Origin of the sequence: Phytohabitans aurantiacus (assembly GCF_027923225.1) — a bacterium.
Lineage (GTDB): Bacteria > Actinomycetota > Actinomycetes > Mycobacteriales > Micromonosporaceae > Phytohabitans > Phytohabitans aurantiacus.
The window spans coordinates 1-19,473 of sequence record NZ_BSDI01000021.1 but is presented as its reverse complement, the minus strand read 5'-3'; the positions used below and the strand labels follow the sequence as shown (position 1 = coordinate 19,473).

At 70.8% G+C, this 19,473-nt stretch carries 21 protein-coding genes; 5 read left to right on the top strand and 16 right to left on the bottom strand.

All coding sequences use genetic code 11. The features are described from left to right. Positions 1-2 precede the first annotated feature (2 nt). Positions 3-995, top strand: coding sequence for an L-glyceraldehyde 3-phosphate reductase (gene mgrA, locus QMG73_RS22035; protein WP_281898563.1), 993 nt, complete (start codon positions 3-5; stop codon positions 993-995). Between the two features lie 24 nt (positions 996-1,019). Here mgrA and QMG73_RS22030 read toward each other — a convergent pair whose 3' ends face one another. From QMG73_RS22030 to QMG73_RS21975, 12 genes are all read right to left on the bottom strand, one after another. Beyond that, positions 1,020-1,961, bottom strand: coding sequence for a C45 family autoproteolytic acyltransferase/hydolase (locus tag QMG73_RS22030; RefSeq protein ID WP_281898561.1), 942 nt, complete (start codon positions 1,959-1,961; stop codon positions 1,020-1,022). Positions 1,962-1,997: 36 nt separating this feature from the next. Next, positions 1,998-3,149, bottom strand: a complete 1,152-nt coding sequence (locus QMG73_RS22025) for an RNA polymerase sigma factor (RefSeq protein WP_281898559.1) — start codon at positions 3,147-3,149, stop codon at positions 1,998-2,000. Between the two features lie 96 nt (positions 3,150-3,245). Further along, positions 3,246-3,653, bottom strand: coding sequence for a YciI family protein (locus QMG73_RS22020; RefSeq protein WP_281898557.1), 408 nt, complete (start codon positions 3,651-3,653; stop codon positions 3,246-3,248). 879 nt (positions 3,654-4,532) lie between these two features. Continuing rightward, positions 4,533-5,102 (bottom strand): MerR family transcriptional regulator, encoded by a 570-nt coding sequence (locus tag QMG73_RS22015; protein ID WP_281898556.1) that lies wholly within the window; start codon positions 5,100-5,102, stop codon positions 4,533-4,535. A gap of 94 nt (positions 5,103-5,196) precedes the next feature. Continuing rightward, a complete protein-coding gene (locus QMG73_RS22010; protein WP_265251340.1) occupies positions 5,197-5,661 on the bottom strand; it encodes a bifunctional nuclease family protein in 465 nt (154 codons plus the stop codon). A gap of 173 nt (positions 5,662-5,834) precedes the next feature. After that, positions 5,835-6,500 (bottom strand): transcriptional regulator FtsR, encoded by a 666-nt coding sequence (ftsR, locus tag QMG73_RS22005; protein WP_281898554.1) that lies wholly within the window; start codon positions 6,498-6,500, stop codon positions 5,835-5,837. A gap of 54 nt (positions 6,501-6,554) precedes the next feature. Further along, on the bottom strand, positions 6,555-7,001 hold the full coding sequence (gene odhI, locus QMG73_RS22000) for an oxoglutarate dehydrogenase inhibitor Odhl (RefSeq protein ID WP_265251338.1): 447 nt from the start codon (positions 6,999-7,001) through the stop codon (positions 6,555-6,557). A gap of 124 nt (positions 7,002-7,125) precedes the next feature. Continuing rightward, on the bottom strand, positions 7,126-7,506 hold the full coding sequence (gcvH, locus tag QMG73_RS21995; protein WP_281898551.1) for a glycine cleavage system protein GcvH: 381 nt from the start codon (positions 7,504-7,506) through the stop codon (positions 7,126-7,128). A gap of 12 nt (positions 7,507-7,518) precedes the next feature. Continuing rightward, positions 7,519-8,406, bottom strand: coding sequence for a DUF881 domain-containing protein (locus tag QMG73_RS21990; protein WP_407676843.1), 888 nt, complete (start codon positions 8,404-8,406; stop codon positions 7,519-7,521). Between the two features lie 12 nt (positions 8,407-8,418). Beyond that, positions 8,419-8,751, bottom strand: a complete 333-nt coding sequence (locus QMG73_RS21985) for a small basic family protein (RefSeq protein WP_281898546.1) — start codon at positions 8,749-8,751, stop codon at positions 8,419-8,421. Then, a complete protein-coding gene (locus tag QMG73_RS21980) occupies positions 8,748-9,611 on the bottom strand; it encodes a DUF881 domain-containing protein (protein ID WP_281898544.1) in 864 nt (287 codons plus the stop codon). Before QMG73_RS21980 ends, QMG73_RS21985 begins: the two co-directional genes overlap by 4 nt. Next, complete coding sequence (locus tag QMG73_RS21975) at positions 9,608-10,195, bottom strand: CDP-alcohol phosphatidyltransferase family protein (RefSeq protein ID WP_281898542.1); 588 nt, start codon at positions 10,193-10,195, stop codon at positions 9,608-9,610. The genes QMG73_RS21980 and QMG73_RS21975 overlap by 4 nt, the downstream gene beginning before the upstream one ends. A gap of 246 nt (positions 10,196-10,441) precedes the next feature. Here QMG73_RS21975 and QMG73_RS21970 point away from each other — a divergent pair, with 246 nt between their 5' ends. Then, the gene (locus tag QMG73_RS21970; protein WP_281898540.1) at positions 10,442-11,821 is read left to right on the top strand and encodes a cellulase family glycosylhydrolase; all 1,380 of its coding nucleotides are present in this window, start codon (positions 10,442-10,444) and stop codon (positions 11,819-11,821) included. Positions 11,822-12,727: 906 nt separating this feature from the next. Here QMG73_RS21970 and QMG73_RS21965 read toward each other — a convergent pair. From QMG73_RS21965 to QMG73_RS21955, 3 genes are read right to left on the bottom strand one after another with little or no spacing between them, the layout of a single operon-like run. Beyond that, entirely contained in the window at positions 12,728-13,633 is a 906-nt protein-coding gene (locus QMG73_RS21965) for an ABC transporter substrate-binding protein (protein WP_281898538.1), read from the bottom strand. A gap of 50 nt (positions 13,634-13,683) precedes the next feature. Next, a complete protein-coding gene (locus tag QMG73_RS21960; RefSeq protein WP_281898536.1) occupies positions 13,684-14,805 on the bottom strand; it encodes a 5-methyltetrahydropteroyltriglutamate--homocysteine S-methyltransferase in 1,122 nt (373 codons plus the stop codon). A 16-nt stretch (positions 14,806-14,821) separates the two neighbouring features. Then, positions 14,822-15,250: a GNAT family N-acetyltransferase gene (locus tag QMG73_RS21955; protein WP_281898533.1), complete on the bottom strand. Its 429-nt coding sequence runs from the start codon at positions 15,248-15,250 to the stop codon at positions 14,822-14,824. A gap of 32 nt (positions 15,251-15,282) precedes the next feature. On the opposite strand from QMG73_RS21955, the gene QMG73_RS21950 reads away from it, so the two are divergent. Next, positions 15,283-15,741: a MarR family winged helix-turn-helix transcriptional regulator gene (locus QMG73_RS21950; RefSeq protein WP_309299512.1), complete on the top strand. Its 459-nt coding sequence runs from the start codon at positions 15,283-15,285 to the stop codon at positions 15,739-15,741. Positions 15,742-15,780: 39 nt separating this feature from the next. On the opposite strand, the gene QMG73_RS21945 is transcribed toward QMG73_RS21950, so the two are convergent. Then, on the bottom strand, positions 15,781-16,767 hold the full coding sequence (locus QMG73_RS21945; protein WP_281898529.1) for a pectate lyase family protein: 987 nt from the start codon (positions 16,765-16,767) through the stop codon (positions 15,781-15,783). 202 nt (positions 16,768-16,969) lie between these two features. Here QMG73_RS21945 and QMG73_RS21940 point away from each other — a divergent pair, with 202 nt between their 5' ends. Together QMG73_RS21940 and QMG73_RS21935 are read left to right on the top strand one after the other, a co-directional pair. Beyond that, entirely contained in the window at positions 16,970-17,731 is a 762-nt protein-coding gene (locus tag QMG73_RS21940; protein WP_281898527.1) for a cyclase family protein, read from the top strand. A gap of 17 nt (positions 17,732-17,748) precedes the next feature. Next, positions 17,749-19,386 (top strand): thiamine pyrophosphate-binding protein, encoded by a 1,638-nt coding sequence (locus QMG73_RS21935; protein ID WP_281898525.1) that lies wholly within the window; start codon positions 17,749-17,751, stop codon positions 19,384-19,386. Positions 19,387-19,473 lie beyond the last annotated feature (87 nt).

The following is a 19,473-nucleotide window of genomic DNA, read 5'->3' as shown; positions in this document are numbered from 1 at the left end:
ACGTGACGTACGTTGCCGCGGACGACCGCTACTCCACCATGACCTACCGCCGCTCCGGCCGCAGCGGGCTGCGCCTGCCCGCGATCTCCCTGGGCCTGTGGCACAACTTCGGCGACGGGCGGCCGCTGGAGACGCAGCGGGCGATCCTGCGGCGCGCGTTCGACCTGGGCGTGACCCACTTCGACCTGGCGAACAACTACGGGCCGCCGCCGGGCTCGGCCGAAGAGAACTTCGGCCGGATCCTCCACACGGACTTTGCCGGGTACCGCGACGAGCTGATCATCTCCAGCAAGGCCGGGTACTACATGTGGCCCGGCCCGTACGGAGAGTGGGGCTCCCGCAAGTACATCCTGTCGTCGCTGGACCAGTCGCTCAAGCGGATGGGCGTGGACTACGTCGACGTGTTCTACCACCACCGCCCCGACCCCGACACGCCTGTCGAGGAGTCGATGAGCGCCCTCGACGCGGCGGTACGCGCCGGCAAAGCGCTGTACGTCGGCATCTCCAACTACAACTCGGCGCAGACCGCCGAGGCGGCGGCGATCCTGCGCGACCTGGGCACCCCGCTGCTGATCCACCAGCCGTCGTACTCGATCCTGAACCGCTGGACCGAACGCGACCGCCTCCTCGACACCCTCGAAGAGGCCGGCGCCGGCTGCATCGCGTTCAGCCCGCTCGCGCAGGGCCTGCTCACCGACCGGTACCTGGGCGGCATCCCCGACGACTCCCGGGTACGCACCAGCGTCTTCCTCAACGAGAGCGACCTGTCCGACGAGCGGATGGCCACCATCAGGGCGCTCAACGACATCGCGGCCCAGCGCGGGCAGTCACTGGCTCAGCTCGCGCTCGCCTGGGCGCTCCGCGACGAGCGCATGACCAGCCTGATCATCGGCGCGAGCAGCGTGGCCCAGCTGGAAGCCAACGTGGCCGCCCTGTCCAACCTCGCTTTCACCGACGCCGAGCTGGCCGAAATCGACAACCTGGCCCCGGCCTAGCCCCTCCCACCCGCCGCATGCCGGCTAGCCGACGCGCACGGTCCACTCTTCCGGCGTGAAGCGCTCGAACGACTGCTCGTGGCGGTGGGCCGGCCACGCGTACGTGACCCGGCCCTGCGCCGGGCGGTAGTCCGCCGTGTACACGGTGCCCATGCCTTCGGCATAGCGCGTCTGGTACAGCGGCGGGCGCAGCATGGCCGCGACCAGCTCGTCCGCCGACGGGTCGGGCATCGCCCGCAGCGCCGCCAGGCGGCGCCCGGTCGCGCCCCACGCCTCCTGGTCCGCGGGCACGGGAGCGTCCTGGTGGTTGGTCACGCAGCCCTCGTCGACACGCGCGGCCTTCCGATCCGGCCCCAGGTGTACGACGGCGGCCTGCTCCCGGTCGACGAGAATCAGGTTCTGCGCGGTGGACACCGGCATCCCGGCCACCACACGCCACGCCTCGTCGACGCTCGCGCAGGTCTCCAGCAGATACCGCACCACCAGCAGGATGCTCATCCCCCGCCCATGGACGAACCGCCCGCCGAACGACAGCGCCACCGCCAACCCGGCGTCGTTCATGCCGTCGAGCAGCCCCCACAGGAAGTCGCCCATCCCGATCACCGGACGTAGGAACCGGGACGCCACGACCGTGCGCTCGCAATGCTCCGGGTCGAAGTCGTAGTTGCGCACCAGGGCACCCGGCGCGCTCGCCATCGAGCAGCCGGAGAAGAACGGCTTGAGCGCGGCCTGCGTCAGCACGCCGGCCGCGCCCGGCCGGTCCAGCTCCGCGGCGAGCCCATCGAGTACTGGCACCAGCTCCGGCATGTGCGTGGCGAACAGCTCCCGGGCGGCGGCCTCACCGGCGGGCTCCAGGGCGCTCGGGTCGGTCTCGCCGGCGATGACGGGCCACACCGGCTCGGCTTGTTTCGCCCAGCGTCCGTCACGCCCGTCTCCGACATCGATCGCGCGAAAAGTCAGTTCCACATGCGGGACGGTAACCGGTAAACAGGACAGGGTCTGTCAGGAATACTCACGCAGCCCCGCGTTCAGGCGTGCGGCCTGCCGCGTGAGGTGCTCGCATTCGGCGAGGTTGGGCGCCAGCCGGGCCGCCTCGGCGTAGAGGCGCGCCGCGGTGACCGGATCACCGTCGCGCTCGTGCAGGTACGCCGCAGCGGCGGTGTAGCGGGGCAGGGCGGGGTCGAGCACCGCCAGCGCGGCCAGGCCGGCCCGCGGCCCGTCGGCCTCACCGACCGCGACGGCACGGTTGAGGCGGGCCACCGGGCTGTCGGTGAGGCGGACCAGCTCGTCGTACCACTCGACGATCTGCACCCAGTCGGTCTCCTCGGCCCGCTGCGCGTCGGCGTGCAGCGCGGCGATGGCGGCCTGCGCCTGGAACTCGCCCAGGCGGTCGCGGGCCAGAGCCGCCTGGAGTATGTCGACCCCCTCGGCGATCAGGCCGGTGTCCCACAGGCTCCGGTCCTGCTCGACGAGGGGTACGAGCCGGCCGCCCGGGCCGGTACGCGCCGCACGCCGTGCGTGGTGCAGCAACATGAGCGCCAGCAGCCCCGCGACCTCCTCGTGGGTGGTCCTGGCCGCCAGCTGCCGGGTCAGCCGGATCGCCTCGGCGGCGAGGTCGACGTCGCCGGAGTACCCCTCGTTGAAGACCAGGTAGAGCACGCGCAGCACGGTGGCCACGTCACCGGGTTCGTTGAAGCGGACGCCCGACACGGTCCGCTTCGCCCTGCTGATCCGTTGAGCCATGGTCGCTTCGGGCACCAGGTACGCCTGCGCGATCTGGCGCGTGGTCAGACCACCGACCGCCCGCAGCGTCAGGGCCACCGCCGAGGCCGGCGTCAGGGACGGGTGCGCGCACAGGAAGTACAGCTGGAGCGTGTCGTCGACCGCCTCGCCCGGTCCCGGCGCGGGCTCGGCCTCGACGAGCTCCTCCCGGTGCCGCCGCGAGGTGTCGGCGCGGGCGGCGTCGAGGAACTTGCGCCAGGCCACCGTGACCAGCCAGCCCTTGGGGTCCCGCGGCACCCCGTCGGACCACGCGCGCACCGCCTCGACCAGCCCCTCCTGCACGGCATCCTCAGCCGCCGCGAAGTCAGCTCCGCGACGGACGAGGATGCCGATCACAGTAGGGGTGAGAGCCCGCAGCAGAGCCTCATCCACCGTGCGTCACTCCCTGATGGTCTGGGGCTCGGCACGTCACTCCCTGATGGTCTGGGGCTCGGCACGTCACTCCCTGATGGTCTGGGGCTCGGCACGTCACTCCGTGATGGTCTGGGGCTCGGCGAGGAACGGACGCAGCTCGAGCCACTCGTGGATCGGCTTCCCGCCCGCACCCGGCGCCGCCGACAGCTCACCGGCCAGTTCGAGGGCCCGCTCGTAGGTGTCGACGTCGATCACCATCCAGCCGGCGATCAGGTCCTTCGTCTCCGCGAACGGACCATCCGTGACCGGCGGCCGCCCCTCACCGTCGTACCGGACGAACGTACCCTCCGGCGACAGCGCCTGACCGTCGACGAACTCGCCCGAGCCTTCGAGCCGGGTGGCGAAATCCCGCATGTACTGGATGTGGGCCGAAACCTCCTCCGGCGTCCACTGGTCCATCGGCACGTCGTTGACCGCCGCCGGAGCGCCGCGGTAGTGCTTGAGCAGCAGGTACTTGGCCATCATGATCTCCTTGTCGCGGTACGGCCATTGTGGCCGCGTTCAGTGCGGGGACGGAGCCGGACCCGGGTTCTCGACATCCACCGAGACATTTTGTGGAAGATTTTTCCGTCGCGCTGCCTACCCCGATCGCCTCGTCCAAGCGCCGCCGCCAGCGCTCCCCGCACGGCCGATACGGGCCGCCCCGCTGACCGCTCCGCGCGTCCAGTCCGCCGCGCGATCCGCTCCGCGGTCGGCGCGGGCGCGGTCCGGCGCGGCCGACGCGGTCCGGCGCGGCCGGTGGGGTCCCGCGGTCCGGCGCGGGCCGGCGCGGCCAGCGCGGTCCCGCGGTCCCGCGGTCCGGCGCGGTCAGCGCCGCGATTAGGGAAGCGACGCCGTGGGTTGAGCGCGCGAGGTCCCATGGCGGGGTCGCTGCCTGCGGCGAGCTGTGAACGTTTGTGGCTGCTGGAGCAGCCACAAACGTTCACAGCTCGAGCGGTCCGCTGCGCGGATCGGGACAATCCGGTCGGGGTCTCGGACGTGCCTCGCGGCCCGGCCTGGGCGCGGAGGTCGGGTTTGACATGGCGCCAGAGCCCTCAACTCGGCGGCGTCGATCAACGAGATCCGCATGGATCAAGGGCGAACGCACGCGGAAAGAGATCGAACCACGCGCATTTGCCCTTGATCGGCGTACCGGGCGTGGCGACACGCCGTGCCGGGCTGGCCAGGCGGCGGACGCACGCGGAAACGAGATCCAACCACGTGCGTTCGCCCTTGATCGGTGCGACGGCCCCGTGAAACACCAAGCGCGACGGCCCAAGCGCGACGCGTCGAGCGGGAGCAGTGGTGCGGGCGTGGGAGCGGGCCGGGAGAGCGGGCCGCTCGCAGCGCGGAGGGGAAGGATCAGCCGGCGCGGCGGCGGGCGCGGCGGGCGGCGAGTTCGTCGCCCGCCGGAGGCTCGTCGTCGAGCGGCTCGTCGGCGGACACCGGGGTGCCAGCGGCCGGCTCGGCGGGCAGGTGGGAGAGGGAACCCTGGATCTCCTTGAACGCCCCGCCGATCGCGATGCCGAACACGCCCTGCCCGCCCTGGAGCAGATCGACGACCTCCTCCGGCGAACGGCACTCGTACACCGTGGTGCCGTCGGAGATCAGCGTGATCCCGGCCAGGTCGCCGACACCGCGCGAACGCAGCGTCTCGATCGCCTTGCGGATGTTCTGGAGGGACACGCCCGCGTCGAGCAGGCGCTTGACGACCTTGAGCACGACCAGGTCGCGGAACGAGTACAGCCGCTGCGTGCCGGAGCCGGACGCGTCGCGGATGCTCGGCACCACGAGCGCGGTACGCGCCCAGTAGTCGAGCTGCCGGTAGCTGATCCCGACCGCGTGACAGGCGGTCACCCCGCGGTACCCGACTGTGTCAAGGTCTTCTGGCTGACCAGACGGCTGACCAGAATCAGAGGGATCCTCAGACATGTGGCAACCTCCCAACGAGGCCAACCCTATAGCGCACCCTGAGGATCCCCGGGGAACGTTTGGCGCGACACGCCGCCAAGGGTGTACGCCACACTTATCCCGCGAAGTCCTCCGGACGCACCTGCTCCAGGAACTCCCGGAACTTTTCCACCTCGTCTTCCTGCTCGTCCGGAATGACGATGCCGGCCTCGGTGAGAACCTGGTCGGCACACCGGATCGGCGCGCCCACCCGCAACGCCAGCGCGATCGAGTCACTCGGTCGCGCGGACACCCGCAGGCCGTCACCGATGAGCAGGTCGGCGTAGAAGACGTTTTCCTTGAGTTCCGTGATCTCCACCGCGCGCAACGGCGCCTGTAGGGCCGCCAGGATGTCGCGCATGAGGTCGTGCGTCAGCGGCCTCGCCGGCTTGACGCCCTGCTGCTCGTAGGCGATCGCGGTGGCCTCGACCGCACCGATCCAGATCGGCAGGTAGCGGTCGCCGTCGACTTCTCGCAGCAGCACGATCGGCTGGTTGCTGGGCAGTTCCACCCGCACCCCGACCACGCTCAGCTCGCGCACCGCCCGCCTCCGTGTGGTTGTGTCTTTCCGCCCTCTCTGCACGGTACACGGTACCGCTGGCTCATTCGCTTCGCGGCGCCCCTAGGCGGCGCCACGACCGGCCCGACGTGGTCCAGCCAGTCGCCGGTCACCGGGGCCGGTCGTAACGCCGCCGCGCCGCTGCGCTCACTCGCTCACCGGCCCAACGTTTCGCGTAGGCCGGCGCGGACTAGGGCGGCGTGGAGTTGTTGGGACAGGCCTGCCAGTTCGCGGGCTGTCTCGGCGGCGCGGGCGCGGCCCGCTGGGTCGCTCTGGCGCATCATCGGCGCGAGCAGCTGGGCGAACAGGCCGACCTCGCGGTCGGCGGACGCGCGGTAGGCGCGCAGGTGCCGCGGTTCGAGGCCGTACCGGGCCAGCCCGGCGACCGCCTGCGCCACGGCGAGCGCCTCACCGTCGTACCGGCCGGGTGCGACCGGGCCGACCAGGCCGAGCCGCTCCACCTCCAGCAGGGTGGCCTCGTCGAGCCCGGAGCGCTCCAGCAGCTCGGCACGGGTCAGCCGGGACTCGACCGGCGGCGCGGTCTGTGATCCGACAGCCACCAGCGTCGGGCGGGACGGCGCCGGAGGCGCGGCCTCGCGCTCGGCGAGCTGGTCGCGGATCACCCGCAGCGGCAGGTACTGGTCACGCTGGGCGGTCAGCACGAAGCGTAGCCGCGCCACGTCGTTCCGGCTGTACTTGCGGTAGCCGGCTGGCGTACGCTGCGGCTCCACGAGACCCTCGGCCTCCAGGAACCGCAGCTTCGAGATCGTCGTGTCCGGGAACTCCGGGCGCAGCTGAGCGAGCACCTCACCGATGCTCATCAGGGGCGCCGACGGCTGGGGCGGCGATGACGGAGCGCTGCCGAGCGACACGCCCTACCTGGCCTCCTCGTCGGGGCGCGGGCCGGCGATGAAGACCAGGCGGAACTTGCCGATCTGGACCTCGTCGCCGTTGCTGAGAGTGGCCGACTCGACCCGCTCGCGGTTGACGTACGTGCCGTTGAGGCTGCCGACGTCACGCACCGTGAACGTGCCCCCGTCACGGTGGAACTCCGCGTGCCGCCGCGACACCGTCACGTCGTCGAGGAAGATGTCGCTGTCGGGGTGCCGGCCGCTGGTGGTCACGTCGTGGTCGAGCAGGAACCGGGCGCCGGCGTTCGGGCCGCGCCGGACGACGAGCAACGCCATGCCGGGCGGCAGCGAGCCGGACATCCGGCTCGGCACCACATCGGCGTCAGGCCCTTCCAGTACCTCGTCGAGCGAACCGAGGTTCAGCGTGGACGTGACGTCGAGTGGGGGAAACTCGTCGTCTGGGCGAGTCATCGGACCACCTCACGGAATCTTCTCAAGCAGCACGGAGCACAGGGGTTCGCTTCGACTGGGCGAGCGTAGCCAGCGCTCAAATACAGGGTCAACCAGACTCGCGGGCGATGCCCACGAGGTTCCGTCAGCTCTCTGTCAGCTCACGGTACGCGGCGGCGTCCAGAAGGCCGTCGAGTGCCGCGGGGTCGCTCGGCTCGATCTCCACCAGCCAGCCTTCGCCGTACGGGTCGGTGTTGATGACCTCGGGCGTGTCGGCGAGCTTGTCGTTGCGCGCGACCACCTTGCCGGTGACCGGCCCGTAGATCTCCGACACGCTCTTGGTCGACTCGACCTCGCCGATCGGCTCGCCGGCCGTCACCGCTGCTCCGGCGTCGGGAAGCTGCACGTAGACGATGTCGCCCAGGGCGTCCTGGGCGTAGTGCGTGATGCCCACCCGCACGGGTCCGCCGGCGGTGGCCGCCACCCACTCGTGCTCCGCGGTGTAGCGCAAATCATCGGGGATCACGGCATTCCTTACCTATGAGGCGGGACGTGCGTACTGCAGGTTCGTGGGCGCGGCACGGGCCGACACCTCGACCACGTCCCGCTCCTGGACGATCACCGTACCGTTGTCGTTGCCGACCGACTCCACCACCCCACCGGGAATCTTCAGGGCGGTCTCCATCGTTCGCGGCTCACCGATGACATCGATGGTGTACGGGCCGGTCAGTCGCTCACCGTCCACTGTGATCCCGCCCTCGGTGTCCAGGAAATACGTGGACGCGACGATCCGCACCGGGTCGCCACCGGTACCGCTGATCTGCATCGCCTCCGCGCCGGCGCCACGCAGTTCCTGTACAGCGTCGAGAAGCGCCGCGGCCTTGAGCTTCTGGTCCCCCTCCTCGAACCGGACGGTCAGTCCCGGCCCTTGGGCCGGAAGTGTGCCCGCGAGGACGCCGAGCTCGTCGGCGCGGCGGCTGGCCTCCTCCAGCGCCGCCTGCCGGCCCTCGACGCCGGAGGTGAGCTGGCGCTGGCTGTCTTCCAGACCGGAGATCTCCTGCCGCAGCCGCTGCTCGCGCGCCTCCAGGTCGGCCAGGATGCGCACCAGGTCTTCCTGGCGGGCCGAGGCCAGGCCGGTTTCCTCGGAGTTGCTCTTGAGCTGGACGACCAGGGTGAAGCCCAGCAGGCCCAGCAACAACGCGATGAACACGCCGGCGGAACTGAACCGGTTCCGCCGCGCGGACGCGGCGGGTGCGCCGGCACGGGCCGGCGCCGGTGAAGGGGCCGGAGCGGGCCGCTTCGCCTCGTCGGGCCACCCGGTGCCGGTCGGCCTGCGGGTCACATCTTTCCGTGGACTGTGCATCCCGCTAGGAGCCGTGGACGACCCCGACGGCGAACGACCGGAATTCCGGTTTGGGTTGCTCATCGGCACCGAACCCTACGCCTTGAACAGCAGCCGGCGGATGGCGGCCACGTTGCCGAAGATGCGGACACCGAGCACGACGACCACGCCGGTGGAGAGCTGGCCGCCGACGCCGAGCTGGTCGCCCAGGTACACGATCAGCGCCGCCACCAGCACGTTCGAGATGAACGAGATCACGAACTGCTTGTCGTCGAAGATCCCGTCGAGCTTGGCCCGGATGCCGCCGAACACCGCGTCGAGGGCGGCGACCACCGCGATCGGCAGGTACGGCTGCAGTCCCAGCGGCACCGTCGGGTCCAGCACCACGCCGAGGATCACGCCGATGACCAGCGCGAGTACAGCGATCATTTTCCGCCTTCCGAAGGGCTGGCCGACACCGACGGGGACGGCGTGGCGTAGCGCAGGCGCGGCTCGGCGGCCGCCGGCAGGGTCAGGTCTTCGGCGTCCCGTACCTCGAAAGACATGCCCTGGTCGGCGACCAGCGCCCGGAACAGCCGCCCGGTGGGGCTGTCGCGCAGCTTCTTGTCCATGTCGTCCGGGCCGACGGCACGGATCTCGTACGGCCGGGTCACCGGCCGGAAGTCGACCAGGATCGCCGAACCGGCCGCACGGATCGTCGACGTGGCGGTGAGCCGCTGGTCGTTGATGGCGATCGCCTCGGCGCCCGCGCTCCACAGCGCGTTGGCGATGTCCTGCAGGTCGCGGTCGAGCACCCGGCCGAGGTCGGGCTTGCCGTTGGCGCCGGTGACGGCGTCGATCGCGGACGGCGCGTCGTCGACGCGCACGACCACCCCGTCGCCGTGCACCCGGGCGAGGCCCGTGCGGGCCTCCAGGTCGCGCAGCTTCTCGGCCTCGGTATCGCCGAGGGCGGCGTCGCGCAGGGCCGCCACCTCGGCGCGCAGCCGCTCGGCCTCCGTGTCGAGGCGGTCGGTCTCGGCCTGACGCTGCTCGATCTGGTTGACCAGGCCGGCCCGCGCCTGGCTGCGGGAGGGTTCGTCGGCGAGAGTCTGGCGGTACGCCACCACCAGCAGGAATCCGACGGCCACGATCGTGACGGCGCTGATGACTCTGGTACTGGTGGCGCGCCACCCGGCGGGCGGGCCGTTCTCGGCGCGGCGGCGGGCGGCGTCCGCGTACCCGGGATCGAGCGGGTCACGGAACAGCTGGGTCAGGAAGTCGGGCGTGAACACCCGGTTCTTGTCGTTCATGTCTTCCTCGGGGCGGACCGCACGAGGCTGGCGACCTGCGCGACGTACAGGGCTCCCGCCACCCAGTACAGCACCAGGCCCCACCAGGCGAGCGCCCACCCGATCGGACCGGCGACCGGCTCGGCGCCGGCGGAGGCGTGCGCGAGCAGCAGTACGGGGAACGCGGCGAGCAGAATGAACGTGGCGGTCTTGCCGACGTAGTGCACCGGCGGCGGCCCGTACCCGTGGCGGCGCAGCACGGCGAGCGCGATGAGCAGTACCAGCTCGCGCAGCAGCAGCGCGGCGGTGAACTGCCACGGCACCACCTCGCGCACGGTGAAGGCGACGAGCGTGGCGAGGATGTACAGCCGGTCGGCGGCCGGGTCGAGCAGCTCCCCCAGCCGGCTGACCTGCCCCAGCCGCCGGGCGGCGTACCCGTCGACCCAGTCGCTGGTGCCACCGATCGCGAGCACGACGACCGCCGCGACGTCGGCCTCCGGCCCGAGGAAGAGATAGAGGAACAGCGGCACGCCCAACAGGCGCGCGAAGCTGATCAGGTTCGGGATCGTGAGAATCCGCGCGTTCGGTGTCTGGACGTGCGACACCGAGCCTCCCTCCCGCCCCTGACCTGGTGCCCTGCCGACGAGCACTATAGCTGTCTCGTTTGTGGACACCGTGCGCCACACCCTCTAGGGCGTCCTAGGATACTGGGTTTGTGCCTCAACTTAACCGGTTGATTAGACCGAGGCATTCATCTACTCTGATGCCACACCCAGGGAGCCGGGTGGTCCTCGTCGGGCTGTGGGCACAGCCCTTCACCTGCCCTCACGGGCTCCTACCTGAGGTGAATCATGAAACGAAAGATCGCGATAGCGGGCACCGCTGTACTCGCCCTGATCGCCTCGATCATGGTCTTCGTCAAGCCGGCCGACGCGGCCGTGGGGCTGCGCGTCAACAGCGGACGGATCGTCGAGGCCAACGGCAGCAACTTCGTCATGCGCGGCGTGAGCCACCCGCACGTCTGGTACACCAGCCAGACCAGCTCGTTCGCCAACATCAAGTCGCTCGGCGCCAACACGGTCCGGGTCGTACTCGGCAGCGGCCAGCGCTGGGGTCCCAGCAACGACCTCGGCACGATCGTCAACCTGTGCCGCACCAACCGGCTGATCTGCGTCCTCGAGGCGCACGACACCACCGGGTACGGCGAAGAGGGCGCGGCCGCCACGCTCGACCAGGCCGCCAGCTACTGGATCGGCCAGCGCACCGCGCTCGCCGGCACCGAGAACTTCATCATCATCAACATCGGCAACGAGCCGTTCGGCAACAACGCCAGCGTCAGCGCCACCTGGCCCACCGCCACGTCGAACGCGATCGGCCGCCTGCGCAGCGCCGGCTTCGAGCACATGATCATGGTGGACGCGCCGATGTGGGGCCAGGACTGGCAGTTCATCATGCGCGACAACGCACAGTCGGTCTTCAACAGCGACCCGCAGCGCAACACCGTCTTCTCGATCCACATGTACGGCGTGTTCGACACCGCCGCGGAGATCCAGGACTACCTGGGACGCTTCCGCACGGCCGGCCTGCCGATCGTGGTCGGCGAGTTCGGGCACAACCACTCCGATGGCAACCCCGATGAAGACACCATCATGTCGTACACGCAGGCCAACGGCATCGGATACATCGGCTGGTCGTGGAGCGGCAACGGCGGGGGCGTCGAGTACCTCGACATGGTCACCAACTTCAACCCCGCCCAGCTCACCTCCTGGGGTCAGCGGATCTTCAACGGCACCAACGGCATCCGCGCCACCTCCCGCGAGGCAACCTGGTTCGGCGGCGTCAACCCGACGACGCCCACGACCACGGCGCCCACGACGCGTCCCCCGACCACGCCGCCCACCACTCCCCCGACCAGCAACCCGCCCACCGGCCGCGCCTGCACGGCCACGTACGCGATCACCGGCCAGTGGCAGGGCGGCTTCCAGGCCGAGGTCCGGGTAACCGCGGGCAGCTCGGCGATCAGCGGCTGGACGGTCAACTGGACATACGCCAACGGCCAGTCCGTGACCCAGTCCTGGAACACGACGCTGACCTCCAGCGGCTCGTCGGTGAGCGCCCGCAACGTCAGCTACAACGGCAGTTTGGGCGCTGGGGCGAGCACGACGTTCGGCTTCCTCGGCTCCTGGAACGGCACCAACTCCGCCCCCACCCCCACCTGCACCGCCACCTAACATCCCGCGCCAGGCCGGGCACATACCCCGGCCGGGACGACCACCCCATCCCGGGGCCGGCGGCCCGGGACCACCGCCCGGGGCCGGCGCGGCCGCCCGGGGCTGGGCCCCCTCCCTCCGTCGATCAAGGGCGAATGCACGTGGTTGGATCTCTTTTCCGCGTGCATTCGCCCTTGATCGATGCAAATGCCCTTGATCGACGGACGCGGGCGGGCCTGCGCGCCGCCAGCGGGCGCGGGTGGGCCGGCACGCTGCCGGCGGACGCGCGCGGGCCAGCACGCCGTCGGCGGGCGCGAGTCCGACGGCAGCGGCGTGTCGCCACGCCCGGACCGCCGATCAAGGGCAAAGGCACGTGGTTCGATCTCTTTCCGCGTGCATTTGCCCTTGATCCATGCGTTTCTCCTTGATCGACGCGGCGTTCGGCCGCCAGGCCGCACGGCCGCACGGCGCACGCCGCATGGCGCACGGCGCACGGCGTAGCGGGCGCGCCGCGCGCAGCCAGGCGCCCGGGCGAGCCAGATGCAGGCGCGCCGCCCGTATCGTCCGCAATGCCCGATGGATGCGGCGCTACAGGCAGTTCGGCCGTACGCCCGGCGCCGGGCCGGGTGAAGACGTGGGCCAGGGCGCGACCGGACCGCGCGGCCTCGCTGACCGCGCGGCGCTCTCACGCCCGCCCACCAACGCCGGCCCTGGGCCACGCCGCGAAAGGCGCGGCGTAGCCGTGCGTCGTGAGGTCGCACGTCGCAAGAGCGCGCCACTCACCACGCCGATCAAGGGCATTCGCATGGATCAAGGGCGAACGCACGCCGAAAAGCGATCCAACCACGTGCATTCGCCCTTGATCGACGGCGAGAGGGGGCAGCGGGGCCGCGGAAAAGGGCGGCGGGAAGCGGAGGGGAGTGCGGGCTATGGGAGGAGGGTGGCCAGGTTGGCGGGTTTGGTTAGGAGGCCGTCCTGTAGGGCCAGGTCGGCCAAGGTCTGTACGGAGGTGCGGTTGATGTCCGGGGGCCACTTCGGGAGGGTCAGGTCGGCTATCACCTCCGGGGCGATCTGCGTGTACGTGCCGATCACCGCTCTCGCCTCGTCGGGATTGTCGTTCGCGTACGCCAGCGACTCCCGCATCGCCTCGCCGAACCGCCGCGCCAGGTCGGGCTCCTTCTCGAGGAAGGCGGAAGACGTGAAGTACAGCGCCACCGTCAGGTCGGGTGCCGCGTCGACGTAGCTGGTCGCGACCGAGCGGGCTCCCTGCGCGCGGGCTGCGGACTGGAACGGCTCGACCATGAAGGCGGCGTCGACCCGGCCGCCTTGCAGCGCCGCCGGCATGTCCGGGAACGGCATCTCCACGAACCGCAATGCGCGAGGGTCGCCGCCGGCCTTGCGTACCGATGCCCGCACCGTCGTATCGACGATGTTCTGCAGCGTGTTGACGGCGACCGACCGGCCGGGCAGGTCGGCGGCGGCGCGGATCGGGCTGTCGGCCTTGACCAGTACGCTGCCGAAATCCTCGCCGTCGACGCCGGTGGAGTTGTTTCCGTTGCAAACTACCTTGAGCGGCAGGTTGCGGGACTGGGCCAGCAACAACGACACCACGTTGCTGAAGCCGAACTGGAACTGCCCGCTCAGCACCGCCGGCACGATCGCGGCGCCGCCCTGCGCGTTGGTGAGCGTCAGTTCGATGTTGCGGCTGGTGAAGAAGCCCTTCTGCTTGCCGAGGTGGATCGGCGCCACGTCGAGGATCGCGATGACGCCCACGGTGACCTGGTCGCGGCGGCCGGGGGCGGGGGTGGCTCCCCCGCCGTCACCACAAGCCACCCCGGCAGCGCCAACCACACCAAAAACCAGCAACGATCGCCGGCGCACGATCAGTCACCCCAGACGTCGAGCGCGGTCTCGACGATCAGGCTCAGCTTGGCGACCTGGTCGTCGTACGTGAGCGCGTTGCCCTCCACTGTGGAGGAGAACCCGCACTGCGGCGACAGGCACAGCTGCTCCAGCGGCACATGCTTGGCCGCCTCGTCGATGCGCCGCTTCAGGTCGTCTTTGCTCTCCAACTCGCCGCGCTTGGTGGTGACGAGACCGAGTACGACCATCTTCCCGGGCGGCACGAACCGCAGCGGCGCGAAGCCTCCGGAGCGCTCGTCGTCGAACTCCAGGAAGAAGCCGTCGACGTCGAGCTGCGTGAAGAGGGCTTCGGCGACGAAGTCGTACCCGCCCTCGGCAGCCCACGACGACCGGAAGTTGCCCCGGCACATGTGGGTGGTCACGGCCATGCCGGGCGGGCGCCCGGCCAGCGCGGCGTTGATCTGCCGGATGTACCGCTCGTGCTGGTGCATCGGGTCGCCGCCCTGTGCGGCGACCAGCTCGCGCTGCCGGGGGTCGTTGAGGTACGCGAGGCTGGTGTCGTCGAGCTGCAGGTAGGTGCAGCCGAGCACCCCGAGCCGCCGCACCTGCTCGGCGTAGGCGGAGCTGAGGTCGTCCCAGAACTGGTCGAGGTCCGGATAGACGGTCGGGTCGATCGCGGCCCGGCCGCCGCGGTAGTGGACCATGCTGGGTGACGGGATGGTGAGCTTCGGCCGGGCGCTGGTCACCTGCCCGCGCAGGTACGTGAAGGCGTCGCCGAAGATGGTGTCGTCCAGCGTGACGCGGTCGTGCACGCGCAGCGCGGCCGACTGGAACTCCAGGGTGCCGGACTCGTTGTAGAACTGGACGGTGAGCTTCTCGTCGACGGGGTCGATGCCGCCGAGCTGGTAGATGAAGTCCATGTGCCAGGAGGTACGCCGGAACTCGCCGTCGGTGGCCGACTGGAGCCCGACCTCCTCTTGCATGCGGACCACGGCGCTGATCGCGTCGTCTTCCACGGACCGCAGCTCGTCGGCCGTTATCCGGCCGGCGGCACGGTCTTCCCGGGCGCGCAACAGCGCGGGCGGGCGCAGCAGGCTGCCGACGTGATCGGCGCGGTACGGAGGCATCGTGCGCGCTACCATGCGCTAACGATAGTCCTCAATGTCGCATCCGCACCTTCACTCCGGACCGTCCGACCTCGCGAAATCCGAGGCGTTCGTACAGGGCCTGGGCGCGCGGGTTGACGGTGAGCACTTCGAGGGTGACCGGCCGGCCGCTCGCCGCGCCCTCGGCCAGCACCCCGCGGATCAGGGCGGTGCCGATCCCCCGCCCCTGCGCGTCGGGGTGCAGCTCGATCCGGCCCAGCACGATCTCGTCCGGCCGGTACTCGACGATCAGCACACCGAGGTCGCGGCCGTCCACCGTGAGGATGCGGGTCCTGGCCGGGTCGAAGCCGCGGGCGTGGAAGTCGCGCTGGACGCCGTCGTCCCAACCCCAGACCGCCGCCACGTAGGAACGCATCGCCGCCGCGTGCAGGTCGAAACACAGGTCAAGATCGACAGCCGTGGCGGGTCGCAGGCTGTACACGGCTCACCCCCTATTCTTGAGGAGTGGATCACGTGCGGTGGTTGAGCGACGACGAGCAGCGGGCCTGGCGTGCGCTCGTCGGCGTCATCATGCTCGTTCCCTCGGCGCTCGACACCCAGCTGCAGCGCGATTCCCAGCTGACCCACTTCGCGTACACGGTGATGGCCATGCTGTCCGAGTCGCCGACCCGGTCGGCGCGGATGAGCGAGCTGGCCGCCCTGGCCAACGGTTCCCAGTCGCGGCTGTCGCACCTGGTCGCGCGGCTGGAGGAGCGCGGGTGGGTGCGGCGCGAGCGCACCCCGGAGGACGGCCGCGGATACGTCGCGGTGCTCACCGACGCCGGATACGAGAAGGTCGTCGAGAGCGCCCCCGGCCACGTCGGCGAGGTGCGCAAGCTGGTGTTCGACGCGCTCACGCCGGAGCAGGTCAAGCGCATGGAAGAGGTTGCCCGCGCCATCATCGCGAAGGTGGATCCCGACGAGACGTGCTGAGCGGGCGGCCTTCCGGCCGCCCGCTCAGGATGAGACAGATCAGATCTTGCCGGTGCCGGCGCCACTCTGCACAGAGGCCTTCACGCTGCTCGCGCTGTCCATCTGGTACCCATAGGGGATCGCGCGGACGCTGCCGCCCTGCGAGCCCGAGCCCGAGTTGACGAAGTGGTTGTTGCGCGCGACCAGTGAACCGGCCGGCGAGCTGCCCTCACCGCGGTGGAACGGGTCGGAGACGTTCTCGAAGTAGTTGCCCTCGACGAGAACACCGGCCTCGCAGGTGGAGGCGACGCCGTAGCTGCCGACGTTGCGGTAGTAGTTGTTGAACACGTGCACCGGGTTGCCGAAGCGGACCCGCGGGTGGCGCTGGTTGCTGCCGTCGAAGTAGTTGTTGTTGTACGTGACGCGCAGCTTGCCCCGGTCTTCGCCGCCGTTGCTGTCGGAGTGCCCGAGCAGCGCCGACTTGTCGTGGCTGAAGAACCTGTTCCACGACACGGTGACGTAGTCGGACGCGCGCTTGATGTCGACCGCGCCGTCGTAGCCGTTGCTGAAGGCGTTGTGGTCGATCCAGACGCGCGTCGAGTACTGCACGTTGATCGCGTCGTCGCCCCAGTTCCGGAAGTTGATGTTCCGGATGATGACGTTGCTGACGCTGGCGACGTTGAGCCCGCCGCCGGTGATCGTCGCGCCGCTGCCGACACCGATGATCGTCTTGTTGGCGGCGACCTTCTGCATGCCGCTGATCGAGATCGTCCCGGATACCCGGATGACCCGCGAGCCGCTGGCCTGCATGTTGCTGATCAGGGCGGACGCCGTGGTGACCGTGACCGGCGAGGCGCTGCCGCCGCCGCTGGTGCCGCCACCCTGGGTCGCCCAGCCCTGCATGTTGAACGTGGCCGCGTTGGCGCTCGGCATCGCGACGAGCGCGCCGGTGGCGGCGAGGCCGAGGGCGGCGGCCGCGATCAGCGGACCGCGCCAGCGGCGTGACCGGGATTTCGGGGTGGCGGTACCGGTCGGTTCTGGTGTCATTGCGGAAACCTCCCATTGGACGGAATGCCGCGAGCCGCCGGCACTGCGGCAGAGCAGCCGCTGGCGGGTGCGCTAGCTGTGGGAGCCCGTTTCTGGTTCGTGCGGGTCACAAGGTCCCCACACGTCGGAAAGCGCTTTCCGTAGCAGCGAGATTATCGATTTGTATCGATCCTGTCAACAAGGTGTCCTTTAGAGTCGCCCCATGACGCTCCTCTCCGGTCTCGTCGGCGCCCTGTCCACCGGCGCGGTCGAGGTGGTGGATCTCACCGCTCCCCTCTCCGCGCGGACGCCGATCATCGGCCTCCCCGAACAGTTCGGCCAGACCCGCCGCTTCGAACTCACCGAGATCAGCCGGTACGACGCCGCCGGGCCGGCCTGGTACTGGAACAACTTCGCCACCGGCGAGCACACCGGCACCCATTTCGACGCGCCCATCCACTGGGTCACCGGCCGCGAGCTGCCCGACGTGTCCCAGGTACCGCCGAAGCACCTCATCGGCCCCGCCGCCGTGCTCGACGTTTCCGCCGAGGCGGCCGCCGACCCCGACTTCCTCGTCGAGGTCGAGCACGTCGAGGCGTGGCAGCGCACGCACGGCCCGCTGCCCGAGGGCGGCTGGCTGCTGGTGCGCACCGGCTGGGACGCCCGCTCCGAGGACGACGACGTGTACGCCAACGCCGGCCACACGCCGGGCGTCTCGGTCGCGTGCGCCAAGTGGCTCGCCGAGGAGGCACCGGTCATCGGCGTGGGCGTGGAGACGGTCGGCACCGACGCGGGCGCCGCCCACTCGTTCGACCCGCCGTTCCCCTGCCACTCGTACCTGTTGGGCGCCGGCAAGTACGGGCTCACGCAGTTGCGGAACCTCGCCGCGCTGCCGCCCACCGGCGCGGTACTGATCGCCAGCCCACTGCCCATCGTGGACGGTTCCGGCAGCCCCTGCCGCGTCCTCGCCCTGGTCGAGCAGTAGCGTCGAGCGCCAGCGATATGGACGTCGCGACCGCCGCCGGCCACGCCCTGCGCGCGCAGGGCGTCGAGCATGTCTTCGGCGTGGTCGGCAGCGGCAACTTCCACGTCACGAACGCGCTCGTGGCGGCCGGCGCCCGCTTCGTACCGGCCGCGCACGAGGGCGGCGCGGCGAGCATGGCCGACGGGTACGCCCGGGTGTCGGGGCAGCTGGCGGTGCTCAGCGTGCACCAGGGCCCGGGCGTCACCAACGCGCTCACCGGCCTGACCGAGGCGGCCAAGAGCCGCACCCCGATGGTCGTGCTGGCGCCCGAGGCGACCAACCCGCGCTCCAACTTCTTCGTCGACCTGCCGGGGCTCGCGGCGGCGATCGGTGCCGAGTTCCGCCGCCTGAGCGTCGACCGGGTCACCGAAGACGTGACGGCCGCCTGCCACCTCGCCACGTCCGGCGCCGGCCGCACCGTGATCCTGGCCCTCCCCCTCGACGTCCAAGCAATGACCGTGATCAGGGCGTCCCTCAAGTCGCTAGAGCAGCATGAGGGACGCCCTGATCACGAAGGGAGAGAGCACGGACGGCTGGTGGACGCGCTCGACGCCGCCCGCCGGCCGGTCTTCATCGCCGGGCGCGGCGCCCGGAAGGCCCGCGACGAGATCGCGGCGCTCGCCGACCGGTGCGGCGCGCTGCTCGCGGTCTCCGCGGCGGCCAAGGGCCTGTTCGCCGGCCACCCCTGGTACCTCGACGTGTCCGGCGGCTTCGCGACGCCGCTCTGCGCCGAACTTGTCGCCGGCGCCGACCTGGTGGTCGCCTGGGGCAGCACCCTGAACATGTGGACCACCCGCCACGGCCGGCTCATCCCGCCGTCGGCGGTGGTCGCCCAGGTCGACCTGGAGCCGGCGGCGCTCGGCGTGCACCGTCCCGTCGACATCGGGGTACCCGGAGACGCCGCCGTCATAGCCCGGGCGTGCGGGGCGGAGCTGGACCGTCGCGGCCCCGCACGCGCCGGCTGGCGCGGCCCTGAACTACGGGAGCGGATCGCCGCGGAGGGCCGCTGGCGCGACGTGTCCTATGTGGACGAGGGCGGTGACGGCCGGATCGACCCGCGCACCCTGACGATCGCGCTCGACGACCTGCTGCCCGCCGAACGCACGGTGGTCGTCGACTCGGGCAACTTCATGGGGTACCCGTCGATGTTCCTGTCCGTGCCGGACGCCGCCGGGTTCTGCTTCACGCAGGCGTTCCAGTCGATCGGGCTGGGCCTCGCCAGCGCGCTCGGCGCGGCGGTCGCCCGGCCCGACCGGCTCACCGTCGCGGCGCTCGGCGACGGCGGCTTCCTCATGTCCGTGGCCGAGCTGACCACCGCGGTCCGGCTCGGCGTCCCGCTGCTGGTCGTCGTGTACGACGACGCCGCGTACGGCGCCGAGGTGCACCACTTCGGGCCGCACGGCCACCCGCTGGACACGGTGACGTTCCCGGACGCGGACCTGGCGGCGGTCGCGCGCGGGTTCGGCTGCGCGGCCGTGACCGTGCGCGACCCCGGTGACCTGCCGGCGGTACGCGAATGGCTGGCCGGCCCGCGCGAGCGTCCCCTCGTGGTCGACGCCAAGGTGGCGTCGCGCCGCGGCTCCTGGTGGCTGGAGGAAGCCTTCCGCGGCCACTAGTGCGCTGACCAGAAACGTTCACCGGGTTTGCTGACACGCCGGGCGTGGTCGGTCGGTTCCGGTTAGATCGCCTGCACGCTCGATAGC